The following is a 15,538-nucleotide window of genomic DNA, read 5'->3' as shown; positions in this document are numbered from 1 at the left end:
ATGAGTGACATTGACGATATTATCATGGGCGGTATGGTCTTCAAAGGCGGCGGTGGTCCTAAGAAGGATGACGACGACAAGGTGAAGACCAAAGCCAAGAAGAAAAAGTACATAACGGGTGCTCACGGTAGTGGCTCTGCCCGTCAGAAGGCAAAGTATCGCCAGCAGAGAGCCAATCGTAAATCCCAGAAGAAGAAATAATACTTCTCTATCATAAATATATGTTTCGCCCGAGTGCTGTATGATAACAGCGCACGGGCGAACTGTTTTCTGATAATGGAAAACATGAATAGAGTGCTGGCAAGCGAAAGACAGGATACTGGTATCAGTAAGACAGCCCACTAGCAAGCGTATTGCCAGTGGGCTGTTCTTCTTAGTTACTGCTTCTTTACACTCTTAACGCCCTTGCCCTTCGTTAGATGGAGGGCTACAGGCTTCAATTGATGCTTGCCGTGGTCATAAATGATGGCTGGGTCCAGTCGTCTACCATCAAAGCTAACCTCGAAATGGAGGTGCTCTGTGGTTGCCCTACCGGTACGGCCCGTCAAACCGATTACCTGACCAGCCTTTACCTTATCGCCTTTCTTCACCTTGTTCCTACTCTGATGGCTGTAGAGCGTCTCGAAACCATAAGCATGCTTGATACGGATGCAGTTGCCGTAACCATAGTAGGGTCCTGATGCAACAACCGTACCGTCAAAGGCAGCCACAATCTCATCATTCGGGCGCGTCTTGAGATCCACACCCGAATGGCGGCGCTTGCCACCATAAGGACTGATTACCTTGGCACCCGGCAAAGGATAAGCCCATGCTGTCTTTTCTATCTTCTCCAAATCAAGCTCGAAAGTATTGGTAATGGTAAACGGATCATAAACCTCATCAGGATCGAGCGTCATTCCATCTCCTATTCTACCCTTTTTCTTGCCAGATGCCTCCTTGTCAGCCTCAGCATTTCTTCCTACAGAAGAATCCTTGCCACCGATAACCGAAGCGATGACACGGGCACCATGCTTGCGGAACTGCACGGTCTGGCGGCGCAACTTATGCGATTTCAACTCTATGAAAGTTTCCGGATTCAACCTACCGCCATTCACCATGATAGAGAAGTCGCAATAAGTTTCACCCTCCTTAGAGCCTACAATGGCAATCGTCTGTCCGGCATCCACATGCTGTCCTACCTTAACCAGGTTCTCGGCATTGTTGGCATAAACGGTTTCCAGACCGCAATCGTGGCGCACCACGATGACATTACCCATTGATTCCGACTTTCTGGAAAGTCGCACATAACCTTCGAGCATCGCCTTGACAGCATCGCCTTTAGAGGTAGAGATACGCAACACATGATTGTTCAGAAGGGTTGCTTTGCCCACAGGAAGCGGGAAGGAATATTCCTTAGCACGGAATATCTCAAAGTCTACATTAAAAGCCTGACTCTGGGCAAAGAGACCGGGTGTTGCAATACTCACCTGCTGCTGTTCGGCTGCCGTGAATACATTTTTAGCGGGCATAAAGCTGCTCAGCGAGAACACCATGAGTCCTGCCACAGCCAATAGCCGCAATCCTTTTTTCATTCTTTTCATTAATCTGATACTTACCTGCTACCAGGCTTTTACTTCAACAAGATGCCTGTATAGATTCTGCCACTCTCGATACCCAGCTTTCTGGCAGAGAAGTACTCATCGCTATGGGCAAAGGTACAGATGCCACAATCCTGGATATTCTCTTCGGCCACTCCACAATGCAGAAGAATCTGTCTGTTGCAGAGCGGAAGATTGAGATGCCATTTCAGCGGCTGCATGATATTACCCTCAGCAGCCAGACGCTCACGCTCAGCAGGATCAACCGAGAAGGCGGCATTAGGACGCTGTTCGGCAATCTCTTCCATAGGGAAAGCTGCCTGCTCGAACGCCTCGTAAACTTCATCGCCCACCTCGAAATGGTCGAGCGAAATGCCCGGACCTATCACAGCCTTCAACTTCTTCGGGTCAGTATGATAGGTAAACGCCATCTCCTGAATGGTTTTATGCACGATGCGAGCCAGCGTGCCACGCCAGCCGGCATGGATGGCTGCCACAGCATGATGCTCCTCATCATAAAGAAGCACAGGGATGCAATCGGCAGTAGAAACACCGATACATACACCTTTCTGGTCAGTCATCACGGCATCTACACCTTCGAGCACCATCTTGCGGATATTCTCAGGCATGGTGAGAAACTCACCGGCAATATTGCGCACCTCTACTCCATGCACCTGATGGGGCATGATGATATGGGCTGTATCAATACCCAACTCTGTGGCAAGACGCTTGCGGTTTTCAGCCACATGTTCTGCATTGTCACCGCAAAACTCATTGATATTAAATTCGCCATAGTTGCCCTGGCTCACTCCTCCCTTGCGGGTAGTAGAGAAAGCCTTGACACCAGCGGCTACCTGATATTCTTTGATCATAACATTTATTCGTATTCGAAATCATCGAGGTCGTCAACATCCTCGATTTCATCCTCATCAATATATTCTACTACATCCTCGCCCTCTGCAGCCAGTTCCTGCTGGAAGCGAGACATATCCTTGTCACGGTGAACAAGCGTATCTTCGGCAGTAATCTCCTGAAGCTTGTTGCTCTCTGAATTGAGTTCCTTCCAGAGCACGTCCTTCAGTTCCTGGATACCCTGTCCGGTAACAGACGAGATGAAGACCACCGGAAGATCGGTAGGCAAGGTTTCCTTGAGCATTTCAATCAGTTCTTCGTCGAGCAGATCGCACTTGGTGATAGCCAGCACGCGATGCTTGTCGAGCATCTCCGGATTGAAGTTCTTCAGTTCGCCCAGCAATACTTCATATTCTTTCTTGATGTCGTCAGTATCGCCCGGAACCATGAAGAGCAGCAGAGAGTTGCGCTCAATATGGCGGAGGAATCGCAAGCCCAAACCTTTTCCTTCGCTCGCTCCCTCGATGATGCCAGGAATATCAGCCATGACAAAACTCTGGTGATCGCGATAATCTACGATACCCAGCGATGGTTCGAGCGTAGTAAACGGATAGTTTGCAATCTTAGGACGGGCACTTGATACGGCACTCAGCAAAGTTGACTTACCGGCATTAGGGAAACCTACCAGACCTACATCGGCAAGGAGCTTGAGTTCCATGATGATGGTCATCTCCTGCATAGGTTCGCCCGGCTGTGCATAACGAGGAGCCTGGTTGGTAGAGGTACGGAACTGGAAGTTGCCCAATCCGCCACGACCGCCCTTGAGGAGCAGAACTTCCTGCCCGTCATAAGCCACATCGCATACAAACTTGCCTGTTTCGGCATTATATACCACGGTACCGCAAGGCACATCGATATAAATATCCTTGCCATCGGTTCCATGACACTTATCACGGCCACCATTTCCACCATGCTCGGCAAAGAAGTGGCGCTGATACTTGAGGTGCAGCAACGTCCAGTAGTTATGGTTGCCGCGGAGATAGATGCTTCCTCCACGTCCGCCGTCGCCACCGTCAGGACCGCCGTTAGGCTGGTACTTTACGTGGCGCAGGTGCATGGAGCCCTTGCCACCCTTACCAGAGCGGCATTGTATCTTTACGTAGTCTACGAAATTGGATTCAGCCATTTTTATATTGTAATGTTAAATGTTAAATGTTAAGTGTTAAATTATCCCGAAAGGAATATTCCGTTTCAACATCAGGCTAGGTTTTCCCCGAAAGGCGTACGCCCAACTTAACATTTAACATTTAACACTTAACATTATACTAAATACTAATTAGAGATTGTCGATTACATTGCAAACACGAGCGAAGATCTCATCTACAGTACCGAGACCCTCGATGTGGTGATGAATGCCTTCCTTCTCATACCAGTCGATGAGCGGAGCGGTCTGTGTATGATAAACATTGAGACGCTTCTTGATAGTCTCCTCGTTATCATCAGAACGGCCGCTTTCCTTACCGCGGTTAATCAGGCGAGCCATCAGCTCATCCTCAGGAACAGCCAACTCAATCATTGCAGCAATCTTATGACCACGCTCAGAAAGCATCTTCTTCAGAGCCTCAGCCTGTGGAGTGGTACGTGGGAAACCGTCGAAGATTACACCAGCGTGATCCTTACCGAAGCTATCGTATACGTTTGCGAGGATGTCAATCATCAACTCGTCTGGAATCAACTGACCATTGTCGATATAACCCTTAGCTGTCTTACCAAGTTCTGTACCGTTCTTGATTTCGTTACGAAGTACATCACCTGTAGAAATGTGACCGAGACCATACTTCTCGATCATCTTGTCGCTCTGTGTGCCCTTACCTGCACCTGGAGCGCCGAAAATTACGATATTTTTCATTTTTACCTTAATATATATATAAAATATTTATGTTGTGTCAGAAACTAATATTCATTCATCCATTTCTGTCCCCAAGGAGACAAAAGTATAGCTATAGTAACACCAAAGAAAACGGCAAACATGCCTAAAAAAATTAAAGTGTTCATACTTACATCCTCCTATTTTTATTATTAAACTTATTATATTTTTTACGCTTTGCTTCTTTTTCTTTCTTACCTTTCTTATCAAAATACAGAGCGAACCCGAAAAGTCCCGTTGCCAAGATAAAACTGACCAGATAAATAAGCCAATGCAGTTCTTCCCCCATATCTCCAACAAAAGTCGTAATAAACGTAGCTGTTATAAGATATTTGGAGATATCAAGAAAATAATCACTCAGTTTCTCCCACATGCTTCACCTCCTATTCTTCTACAATAGTGTAGATGTCGCGGAGGTTTCTGCCTTCTTGGTCATAATCCAATCCATATCCCACGATGAAATCGTTAGGGATTTTCATAACAGCATAGTTGATATCAAGATCAACCTTCAAGTTGCCTGGTTTCACGAGGAGGGAACAAACCTCAACGCTAGCTGGGTTCATCTTCTTCAGGTCTTCAATCATGTGAGCCATGGTGAAACCGGAATCTACGATGTCCTCTACGATAACCACGTGGCGGCCTGCCAAATCCTGGTTCAAACCCATCAGGGTCTTCATGCTGCCCGTAGAGAAGGTACCCTCGTAAGAAGCATACTTCACGAATGAAATCTCGCTTGGCACGGTAATCATTCGCATCAAGTCGGCTGCAAAGATAAATGCGCCGTTCAATACTGCCAAGAACACAGGGGTCTTGCCTTCATAGTCCTTGTTCAGACGGTCTGCTACGACCTGTACTTTCTTCAGAATCTCAGCCTCAGGAATCGATGTCTTGAAGCTCTTATCCTTGATCTTTACTATGCTCATAGTCTGTTCTATAATAATATTTTCTGCAAAATTACGAAAAAAACATGAAACTTCGTGCTTTCATCAACTATTTTTTGTACTTTTGCATGAAAATAACCGTTTATCTGCATGAGTTGACAAATTATCACGACAGTTCGCGCAGATAATACTAAGATTATCAGATAATATGAAGATTTTCACAAGCGCTCAGATTCATGAGTTGGATAAATACACCATTGAGCACGAACCTATCAGTTCGCTCAACCTGATGGAACGTGCAGCCAAAGCGCTGAAACGCGCCATAGAAGAGGAATGGTCTAACCGCACTCCAGTAGTTGTCTTCGCCGGTCCGGGTAATAACGGCGGCGATGCGCTTGCTGTGGCGAGAATGCTCAGCGAGGATGGATATGATGTAAGTGTATACCTCTTTAATGTGCAGAATAAACTGTCGGCAGACTGTCTTGCCAACAAGAAGCGTCTGCTGGATGCAAAGAGAGTGAAATTTACTGAGATTACCACCAATCTGGACCCTCCTAAGCTCAATGCAGAAACGCTGGTGGTGGACGGACTCTTTGGAAGCGGACTCAACAAACCATTGGCTGGCGGATTCGCCGCGATGGTGAAATATATCAACCAGAGTCCTGCCAAGGTTGTAAGCATCGATATCCCTTCGGGACTGATGACCGAGGACAATTCCTATAATATCCATGCCAACATCATCCGTGCCAGTCTGACCCTTACCCTGCAGCAGAAGAAACTGTCGATGCTGATGGCGGATAACCAGCAGTACCTGGGCAGACTGCGCGTTCTCGACATCCGACTTTCCCAGGAATTCATCCAGAATACGGAGTGCCAGTGCCGCATACTCGAAGAGAACGACATCCGTCCGCTCCTGAAATCGCGCAGCGACTTTGCCCATAAAGGCAGCATGGGTAATGCGCTGCTCATAGCGGGAAGTTACGGCATGAGCGGCGCTTCGGTATTAGCCACCAAGGCTTGTCTGAGAACCGGTGCAGGCAAGGTAACAGCCCATACCCCAAAACGGAATTATGAAATCATGCAGATTTCGGTACCTGAAGCGGTACTGCAGATGGATGCTGAAGAAACCATATTCAGCGAACCGGTAGATACAGAGATGTTCGATGCGCTGGGCGTAGGTCCCGGATTGGGACAGAACGAAACAACAGCCATCGCCCTCATCGCCCAACTGCGCCGTGCTACCTGTCCGCTCGTCATTGATGCCGATGCGCTCAATATTCTTTCCAGCCACAGGGCGTGGATGCAGCAGTTGCCAAAGAATATCATCATGACACCTCATCCGAAGGAGTTCGACCGGCTTGCCGGAAATGCGAGCAGCAGCTGTACCGAAAGACTGATGAAGGCAAGCGAACTGGCAGAACGACTCCAGGCATACATTATATTAAAGGGACATTATTCTGCACTCTGCCACCCTGACGGAAAGATTGATTTCTGCAGTACGGGCAACAGCGGTATGGCTACAGCAGGCAGCGGTGATGTGCTGACAGGTATCATCACCGGTCTTCTGGCAAGAGGATACAAACAGGAAGATGCCTGTCGACTGGGTATGCATCTTCATGGTCTGGCTGGCGATCTTGCAGCCAAAGATCTGGGTAAAGAGAGCCTCATCGCCAGCGATATTATCCAGTATCTTCCGAAAGCATTTCTCAGATTGGAAGAATAATGATCAACTGAACTTTCGCATATCAGGAAGTTAAAGGAGTTAAGGAAGTTAAGGAGTTAAGACGTATGTCTTGCTGCTTAAAAAAATACGCCAAAAAGACTGTTGTCTTAACTCCTCAGCGACCGTAGGGAGCGATAACTCCTTTAACTCCTTTAACTTCTGAACTTGAATTATCAGGGAATAAGAATATCCATAAAAGTCAGGAGTTCTCGGCTTCTGACTTTTTTACTTGTTTCTGCGCATCATAGAACCTTACTTCCAAGGTTCTCCTCAAATCATCGCGACGGTCCATATTCAACTTTTTGCGGATATGACAACGCTGGCTGGTGATATTTGATTCACTCTTATTGAGTTCTGCACAAATTTCCTTTAAAGTATGCCCCTGAAGAATCAGCTTGCATATTTCCTTTTCGCTGAACGTAAGACCATCACAAACCTGATCCCATGCCACTCTATTCAATTCTTCATTAAACAGATGTTCAGAAGCATGGGTAATAATCTTCTGCCGGACATCAGGAGTCAGACGCTTCATCAGGCTTTCTGCTGCTTCCGGTTCATTATCCTTCAAATCGGCAAGCATATTCAACGCCTTGTTTTCAACCCGAGTCATCCGTTTCGGCGGGCGCAACCCCTTGGTTACAATACTCATATTATATACTGCCACATAAACCAGCATCATGAAACTCAGGAAAACAGCCTTCATACTGAAAAGAGCTTGCATAAGCGGAGTGCTGAACAGGTATATCAGCAACATAGGTATCGTACCTACCGTGATGATGGTGCAAGTCTTATACAAAGTTTGGCTCAACGCTGTAATAGCCAGGATAAAGACGACAAACAGGTTGCAGATAACGCTCAAATCATCATTAGCAAAACCGAAATTGATGCAAAATACGCTATCAAGAGCCAGTTTGGCGAACATCAGAAGGTAAAGAGAAGAAATACCTTTCACGAAAGCTATCTTCCGTTTCCAGACCAGGAACTGCAGGATGCAGAACACGAATGTATGCAAGCCACAGAGGCTTAAACCATAAGGTTCTTTCACCAGCAGAAAGAGCATAATATGATAAGGTATGATAATCAGCTCGCTTATCGTCAGAAGTAGAAAGGCGATAACGCGTCGACGGTCTACCACACCACAATATTGAGGGCATAAATGATGCTCTACCCTCACAATCAGGTTTACAATGTCATTCTTCAGTTTCATTTCGTATTGGTTATTTTCTTAAATCTTATGTATACATTCGTAAGTCAAACGGCTCTTTTTCTTGGAAATTGCCATTCTTTTAGGGAATTATTGATTCCGGCTGCAAAAATACAAATAATATCAGAAATTCTTGTTCAATTATCCGAAAATCGTACAAATTTAACGATTTTAAGCATAAATCAGTGTACTATTTTGCTAAAAATAGCATTTTTCAGTATTTTTCAGTGCTTAAAAATTTGGTTGTATCCAATATTCGTTCTACTTTTGCACCTGAAATCCAACGATATGAGATACAGACGAACTAAAAAGTAAGTTGAAAGTAAACTGAAAGGAGAAAAAGAACAGTTGAAAGTAAACTTCAGGAAACATGAGTTCTCAGTAGATTCAGGTATTGGTGATCATTATAAATATAAAAAGAGTATAAGAAAGTAAAAGGTGATTCAAAATCGCTCAATGTATTTTTAAAAAAAGAAAAGTTTAATTGAGGTATGAAGAAAAGGATTTTAATTGCGTTAGTAGCACTCGGCAGCCTAATCTGTCCTGCTCTAGCGCAGGAAGCTGCGGTAAAGACCAACTTGCTGTATGATGCAACGACAACCATGAACTTGGGTGTTGAATTCGGTCTTTCTCCTAAATGGACACTTGACGTATCCGGAAACTACAATCCTTGGACGTTTTCAAAGAACAAGAAATGGAAACACTGGCTCGTTCAGCCAGAGGCCAGATACTGGTTCTGTAACAAAATGATGGGTTCATTCATCGGCTTCCATGCCTTGGGTGGATCTCACAACATCGGTGGCATGGATCTTGACTTCAAGTTCCTGGGCACTGATTTCTCTAAGCTGAAAGACTATCGGTATGAAGGATGGTTTATCGGTGCAGGTGTAGCTTACGGCTACGCTTGGACTCTCTCGAAACATTGGAATCTGGAAGCTGAACTTGGTGTAGGCTATATCTACTCTAAGGCAGATAAGTTTAACTGTGCTCAATGCGGAGATAAACTTGAAGATGACAAGGCACACAACTATGTGGGCCCGACAAAAGCAGCCCTCAACTTAGTGTATGTTTTTTAAAAAGAATCAGTGATGAATACATATAATATAATAGGTAGTATGTTCGGAGCCTTGCTTATCGCTCTTCCTATATCAGCCGATAATACCCAGCAGGCTTACAAGAATCTGAAAATCCAGAATAAGGCAATCAGAAAGGTTGGCAACCAGGTGAAAGTGGCTATGGACTTGAACCTCGACCAAATTCAGCTTGCCAGCAACAAAGGTCTCATCTATACCCCAATGATCCTCAACGAAAAGGATACGCTCTTCATGCCGAGTGTTGAGGTGATGGGTAAAAAGAGATATATTTACTATCAGCGTAACCAGAAAACGGCTACGGCAAACCCACTCATCGTGGCACTCCGTAAGAACAAGACAGCACAGACGCTTCATTATGAATACGCCGCTCCGTTCAGCGACTGGATGAAGAACTCAAACTTCGCCATCAGCAATGATGCCTGCGGTTGCAACCAGCAACTTCTCGACGAAGGTATTCTGAATCCGGAAGGACGTGCATTCTCTACTCCGAAGAATCTCTTCAACGCTTATGTACAGCCTAAGGCAGAAGCCGTAAAGGCAAGAAAGGAGAATGGTTCTGCCCGTTTGAACTTCAAGGTGAATAAGTGGGATATCCTGTACGATATGGGCAACAATGCCAACGAACTGGATAATATCCGCAAGACACTCGATCTCGTGAAGAACGATTCGGATGTTACCATCACCAAGATAACCCTCCACGGCTATGCATCACCTGATGGCGGATATGCCAACAACAACAAGTTGTCGAATAACCGTACACAGGCGCTTTTGAAGCATATTCTGAAGACCTATCCAATTTCTTCAAAACTGTTTGCGGCCACAGCTACAGCAGAAGACTGGGCAGGAACCATCAAGTATGTAAATGAGAATGAGATTCCTCAGAAGGAAGCTGCACTTGAGATTATCAACAGCAACATGCAGCCAGATGCCAAAGAGAAAGCATTGCTCAAGAAGGCTCCTCAGGCTTATCGCTATCTCCTGCAGAATGTATGGCCATCACTTCGCCGTACCGACTATACGATAGAATATGATGTTCAGGCATTCAATGTAGCAAAGGCTAGAGAGGTTATCAAGACCCGTCCTCAGAAGCTCTCTCTCCAGGAGATGTATCTGGTAGCCCAGACTTATCCTAAGGGTAGCGCCGAATTCAACAATGTTTTCGACATAGCTGTAAGAATGTTCCCTGAAGATAAGCTTGCCAATCTCAATGCAGCCTCAGCAGCCATCGAACGTGGCGACAAGGTGAGTGCAGAGAAATATCTCCAGAAAGCTGGCGACAGCGCCGAGGCAAACAATGCCCGCGGTTGTCTGGCTTCCATGAAGGAAGATTATCAGACAGCCAAGCAATACTTTGAGAAAGCTATTGCCGGTGGTTTGAAGGAGGCGCAGGAAAACCTGGATAAAGTTAACCAGGCACTTTAAAGTAACTATTTACTTTCTATTTATATAAGTATAAGATAAAAGATGATGTAAAATACGATCTGTTTTCAGCGGATTGTGCCAATATGTGCGAAACTTAATTTTGAGAACAAGAATTAATTAAATATATTGTATAACTTTTTTTGTATTAAGTAAAAAGATTATGAAAAAAATGAATTTGCTCGTAATGAGCTTGGTTTCAGCCGCAGCTTTGTCTTTCACTAGCTGCAGCGACAGTGAGGATTTGGCTAATGACAAAGCAGGTCAGGAGAATGTAGATGGTTTCTACATCACATTGAATGTACAGACTCCAAAGGCTAATGGCACAAGAACTAGCCAGACTGATCGTACAACAGAGAAAGCAACAGACGATGAGGCAAAGGTAACAACAGGTACATTCTACCTTTATGATGGCGACAAGTGTATTTTCAAGAAGCAGATTACCGACGCTGATTGGCAGCAGAAGACTTCTGATAAGCAGAACACTGGTATCACAAAGGCTATCAAGGTTTCAGTAAATGGTGTTACTGAAGGCAAGAAATATCAGGTATATTTCCTCGCAGGTAACGAGACTAGCAGCAACCCTATTTCAGATACATTTACAGCAACATATACTGGCACAAACTCTAGTTTGGCAACAGCGGGTTCATTCGTAATGTTTAACCAGAATGACAAACAGAACAAGTTGGGTGGTGATAAGGCTACAGTAACATTCACAAGTGCCAACAAGACTGCCACAAATCCAGCACAATGCGAGAACATCTACTTGGATCGTATTGTTGCTCGTATCGATGCTCCTTCTGCAGATGATGCAAAAAATATTACAGTAGTCACAGGTGAGAATGCTCCAGCAACAGAGAATATTGCTGATTGGGTTGAGGGCATCGCATACCAGAACTATGCTGTATCTAACTTGAACACCAAGACTAACGTAATGCAGCAGTGGGAGAACGAGTACGCTAAGTTCTTGGCTCCAGTTGGTACTTATACTCTTGATTATGATACTTATGGTGATAAGTTCAACAACAACGGTAGCTTGGATAACTTCGGTAAAGCTGCTTCAAACTATGTTTTGGAGAACACAACAGGCGACCTTAAGAAGGCTACAGCAGTGTACCTCTGTTACAAGGCAAACGTCAAGAATACAGCAGATAAGGACTTCGAAGATGGTACATTCTATCGTTATGATGGCAAGATCTATACATCACTCCAGCAGATTTATAAAGACCCTACTGTAGAATATCCATTTGTTAACAAAGATACAGGTGTTAAGGTTGAACCAGCAGAGGCTATTAAGGAAATCAAGGACGAGAATGGCAAACTGAAAGACGAAAATATATTGGCTACATTCCGCGAGAAGTACAACATCGACGTTTATGAGCAGGGTTTGATGTATTACCGCGTAGCTTTGGATGACCAATCTTACAAGTTCTCATCAACTAACCTTTATTACTCTATCCTCCGTAACAGCATCTACAAATTGAAAGTAGATAACGTTTACGACCTCGGTAGAGACGTTCCAAACGGTCCTACACCAGACGACAAGAAGCCAAACTACTACCTGCAGTGCACTGTTACTGTTAATCAGTGGGTAGTAAGCGAGCAGTCAGTTAGCTTGAAGTAATATTCCGTCAAACCAGACAGATAAAATATAAATACTTATATATATACCAATACTCTCGGGGGAGCTATCCTCCTCCGAGAGTTTACCAATCAAACGTTCGTTCTGAAAAGAACGAAAACATTCTTAAAAGATAACTAACATTGCCGCCCATGTATAAAAGGCGGGAGATACAAAGACGTGCCGTCATACCCCCAACCCGAAAGACTGGCACTTTTCATCCTTAGATAATAACGATGCCGAAGGCAACGAAACAGAGAGCTGATGAAGCAAAGATATTCGCTACCTACGGCACTCTCTATATAAAATAAGTAAAAGTAAAAGATTATAAAAGATAAAGAATATGGCACATTTCCTCAACAACAAATGTTGCAAGCTGGTTTGCATCTCAGCCATCGCACTCACTTCTCTTTCATCATGCATGAAAGATGATATCACGAGCTGCCCTACAGCTAAGTTGTCGCTCAAATTCGACTATACTTATAATGTGAAAGAGGCAGATGCTTTCTCTGCTGAGGTGAAGAACCTCAACGTTTATGTATTCGACAAGAACGGTAAGTTCGTAGATAACTATACCGAGTCGGCTGACAAGTTTGAAACAGGTCATAAGATGGAAATCACAGACCTGCAAGCAGGCAAGTATACCTTCGTCTGCCTGGCTCGTGACAAGCAGCCTGCCGCAATGGGAACAAGAGCCGAAGATGATGATGAGACCGAGTTTAGCTTTACTAAACTTACCCCAGGTATCTCTACCATCAACGACCTGCAAGAGGAAATGGGCAAAAAAAACGAAGAAGAATCCGTTAACGACAAGCACTTCACCGCCCTCTATACCGCACAAGACTCCCTCAACTTTGATGGAGAAAACGATGTGCAGGGAAAATTGAGTCTGATGAAGTGTACCAAGACATACCGCGTGGTGATGCTTCCATTCGAACCCGACCAGGAAGGATTCACAGCCGAAAACTTCGATGTAGAAATCAAAGGTTCCGCTGCCCTACTCGACTATAAGGGCGACAAGGTAAAGCCAAAGGCAATCACCTATCTTCCTTATGAGAAGAAACTGGTAGAAAACCACAGCGGCAAGACCGAGGTAGAAGGCGAAGACGTAGAAAAGGCGCTGGTTTACGACCTGTCATCATCACGTATGTTCGAAACCAAAGATGACAACAAGAGTCGCGCTGCCGACGGATCCAGCCAATATGATGACAAGCGCATCGTCATCACAGACAAGCGCATCAACAAAGTCATCTTCAACCACTCCCTGCCTTGGTTCCTCTCACTCTGTGCCAGCGACCGCTACGGCAAAGACTGGAGCGACCAGCAGTATCTGGACCGTCAGGACCATTACACCCTGGTATTCTACGTGCCAGCTCCAAGTTCTACCTACAGCATGGATGCAAGAATCAAGGTAAACAACTGGGTTCTGAATCTTCAGAATGCCGACCTGGGAAAATAAAAAAGAAAGAAGTATAAGTAAAAGAAAGAAAACATGAAACGCTATCAATCTACTCTGACCAAGATGACACGCCCAGTGTGTATGGCACTCGCTGCTTTGCTCATGGTAGGCGCAATGGCATCCTGTTCAGAGAACGAAAATACAGAAACAGCTCAAAGCGACAATGCCTATCTGAGCCTCAGTTTCTCTACCGGCACCGGAAACAGTACCAGAGCCGGAGAAACTAGCGGAAAGGCTCTTGCCGACAATGAGACTGATGCGAATCCTACTCAGGAGAGCGACATCCATAACATCAAGGTGTGGGTGTTCAAATCAAATACCGGCGATGAAGCCACTCCTATCTCTTATAAAGCAGAGACGCTGAGCGAAGTGAAGAACGGTAACTATACCCTGAACCTCCGATTCCTGAGAAAGATTGGCGGCGAAGAAGTAAAGAATATCGACCTTTACATCCTGGCAAACTCTGAGAGCATCAACATGCCGGACCAGATGAAAGGCAAAGACCTCAGTTCTGTTACCCGCAAAGATCTGAAAGAAGTCAGCTTTACCTCACCTTTCGGTATCAATGGCGATGGTACTGCAGAAACAAAAGAGGTTTCAAAGGAAAAGGGACTCCCTATCTCCCGTGCCATCACTCAAATCTCTGTAGACAGCCATGTGGCTGATACAGAAGAAGGAGCCAAAGACAAAGGCATCAAGATTCCTTTGGTTCGCGCAGTTTCGAAACTCCATTTTTACTTTGCCCGCAAAAAGGGTACTGATGCCAACACCAGTCAGGTAAAGGTAATAAGAATAGAGGTAGAAGGCAATACCATTCCTACTGCCAGCTATGTTTTCCCAGACGAAGCGACATATAACGAGAATGGTTACAACCAGGACGTTACAAGTCAGAAATACAATTCGGCTACAACCTACGTATCAGACACTCTGAAACTGGCAGGTGTAGAGAACACGGATATCAAGGAAGTGGATAATCCTGAGAGTTTCATCAAAAAGAATCAGTCTGCCCAGGAATATCTGGATGCTCTTAATAAGGAAGGAATCAAATCTCATGATCTCTGTTATCTCCGTGAAACCAACAAAGCCATCCAAGGCACCATCTACTATTCATTAGATGGCGGAGCAACCGAGAAGCACGAGACCTTCAATATTCCTTCTAAAGGAAATGCCATCAGAAACAGAGAACTGGTAGTTTATGGTTACTTCCTCAACGGACAGATGGGCAAGCTCACCGTTACTCCTACCATTCAGGAATGGAAGGATGGAGGAACATTCGATTTCATCGATGCCTCTACGAATGTTGAAATCCCTGACAGCGGAAAGACAGACTGGGGCTACAAGGTATATTACGGTTTCCCAAAACGCGGACCGATGATTACGCTCCAGGATATCGATACCAAAGGTAAGCCTTGGATTCTCCAGACAGACAACCCGATGTTCGGATTCGTAGAATGCAATAAGGATGGCAACTATGATGATCATAAAGATCCGGTTTACGATCCAAACATTTCAGACAAAAACGATGGAGACAATGTTATTGGATATACTTATCATATAGATGATTTCATCATCAATAAAAGTGGTGAGAAGAAGACGCTCTACTTCTATGTCGTGCCAAAGAACAGACTGGATCTGGCAAAGCCACACAATGTAAAGGCGCAGGTATTCCTGACGACATATCCAAACGATAAGTTTATCCTGAATCCAGGTTCCAAATATAAAGGATGTAAGAAGGGCAAATTCGCCGGTAAGGATATTCACTTTGAACAAGTATTATAAAG

14 protein-coding genes are annotated in these 15,538 nt (G+C 44.9%); 7 read left to right on the top strand and 7 right to left on the bottom strand.

All coding sequences use genetic code 11. The features are described 5' to 3' along the window. Window positions 1-201, top strand: coding sequence for a hypothetical protein (locus tag NQ544_RS13775; protein ID WP_006848784.1), 201 nt, complete (start codon window positions 1-3; stop codon window positions 199-201). A 176-nt stretch (window positions 202-377) separates the two neighbouring features. Here NQ544_RS13775 and NQ544_RS13770 read toward each other — a convergent pair whose 3' ends face one another. The 6 genes from NQ544_RS13770 to hpt all read right to left on the bottom strand — a co-directional run bounded on the left by NQ544_RS13770 (window position 378) and on the right by hpt (window position 5,279). Continuing rightward, a complete protein-coding gene (locus NQ544_RS13770) occupies window positions 378-1,571 on the bottom strand; it encodes a M23 family metallopeptidase (protein WP_040553592.1) in 1,194 nt (397 codons plus the stop codon). 38 nt (window positions 1,572-1,609) lie between these two features. Beyond that, complete coding sequence (gene pgeF / locus NQ544_RS13765; RefSeq protein WP_006848786.1) at window positions 1,610-2,449, bottom strand: peptidoglycan editing factor PgeF; 840 nt, start codon at window positions 2,447-2,449, stop codon at window positions 1,610-1,612. A gap of 5 nt (window positions 2,450-2,454) precedes the next feature. After that, window positions 2,455-3,615 (bottom strand): GTPase ObgE, encoded by a 1,161-nt coding sequence (obgE, locus tag NQ544_RS13760; protein ID WP_006848787.1) that lies wholly within the window; start codon window positions 3,613-3,615, stop codon window positions 2,455-2,457. Window positions 3,616-3,765: 150 nt separating this feature from the next. Further along, a complete protein-coding gene (locus NQ544_RS13755) occupies window positions 3,766-4,338 on the bottom strand; it encodes an adenylate kinase (RefSeq protein WP_006848788.1) in 573 nt (190 codons plus the stop codon). Between the two features lie 148 nt (window positions 4,339-4,486). After that, on the bottom strand, window positions 4,487-4,729 hold the full coding sequence (locus tag NQ544_RS13750; RefSeq protein ID WP_006848789.1) for a DUF6722 family protein: 243 nt from the start codon (window positions 4,727-4,729) through the stop codon (window positions 4,487-4,489). Between the two features lie 10 nt (window positions 4,730-4,739). Further along, on the bottom strand, window positions 4,740-5,279 hold the full coding sequence (hpt, locus tag NQ544_RS13745; protein WP_006848790.1) for a hypoxanthine phosphoribosyltransferase: 540 nt from the start codon (window positions 5,277-5,279) through the stop codon (window positions 4,740-4,742). Between the two features lie 166 nt (window positions 5,280-5,445). Here hpt and NQ544_RS13740 point away from each other — a divergent pair, with 166 nt between their 5' ends. After that, window positions 5,446-6,960: a bifunctional ADP-dependent NAD(P)H-hydrate dehydratase/NAD(P)H-hydrate epimerase gene (locus NQ544_RS13740; RefSeq protein ID WP_006848792.1), complete on the top strand. Its 1,515-nt coding sequence runs from the start codon at window positions 5,446-5,448 to the stop codon at window positions 6,958-6,960. Between the two features lie 199 nt (window positions 6,961-7,159). Here the strand turns inward: NQ544_RS13740 and NQ544_RS13735 are convergent, their stop codons facing one another. After that, the gene (locus NQ544_RS13735) at window positions 7,160-8,167 is read right to left on the bottom strand and encodes a transcriptional regulator (RefSeq protein ID WP_006848793.1); all 1,008 of its coding nucleotides are present in this window, start codon (window positions 8,165-8,167) and stop codon (window positions 7,160-7,162) included. 488 nt (window positions 8,168-8,655) lie between these two features. On the opposite strand from NQ544_RS13735, the gene NQ544_RS13730 reads away from it, so the two are divergent. The 5 genes from NQ544_RS13730 to NQ544_RS13710 all read left to right on the top strand — a co-directional run bounded on the left by NQ544_RS13730 (window position 8,656) and on the right by NQ544_RS13710 (window position 15,536). Further along, on the top strand, window positions 8,656-9,240 hold the full coding sequence (locus NQ544_RS13730; RefSeq protein WP_006848794.1) for a DUF3575 domain-containing protein: 585 nt from the start codon (window positions 8,656-8,658) through the stop codon (window positions 9,238-9,240). A gap of 12 nt (window positions 9,241-9,252) precedes the next feature. Beyond that, window positions 9,253-10,680 (top strand): DUF3868 domain-containing protein, encoded by a 1,428-nt coding sequence (locus tag NQ544_RS13725; protein WP_006848795.1) that lies wholly within the window; start codon window positions 9,253-9,255, stop codon window positions 10,678-10,680. A 160-nt stretch (window positions 10,681-10,840) separates the two neighbouring features. Continuing rightward, the gene (locus NQ544_RS13720; protein ID WP_006848796.1) at window positions 10,841-12,301 is read left to right on the top strand and encodes an Mfa1 family fimbria major subunit; all 1,461 of its coding nucleotides are present in this window, start codon (window positions 10,841-10,843) and stop codon (window positions 12,299-12,301) included. A gap of 340 nt (window positions 12,302-12,641) precedes the next feature. Then, the gene (locus NQ544_RS13715; RefSeq protein WP_040553596.1) at window positions 12,642-13,757 is read left to right on the top strand and encodes a FimB/Mfa2 family fimbrial subunit; all 1,116 of its coding nucleotides are present in this window, start codon (window positions 12,642-12,644) and stop codon (window positions 13,755-13,757) included. Between the two features lie 33 nt (window positions 13,758-13,790). Beyond that, window positions 13,791-15,536 carry a hypothetical protein gene (locus NQ544_RS13710; RefSeq protein WP_153134058.1) on the top strand — a complete coding sequence of 582 codons (1,746 nt, stop codon included), beginning with the start codon at window positions 13,791-13,793 and terminating at the stop codon, window positions 15,534-15,536. Window positions 15,537-15,538 lie beyond the last annotated feature (2 nt).

Origin of the sequence: Segatella copri DSM 18205 (assembly GCF_025151535.1) — a bacterium.
Classification (GTDB): Bacteria; Bacteroidota; Bacteroidia; order Bacteroidales; family Bacteroidaceae; genus Prevotella; species Prevotella copri.
Note: the sequence above shows the minus strand (reverse complement) of the source record. Positions and strands in the feature narration are given on the sequence as shown.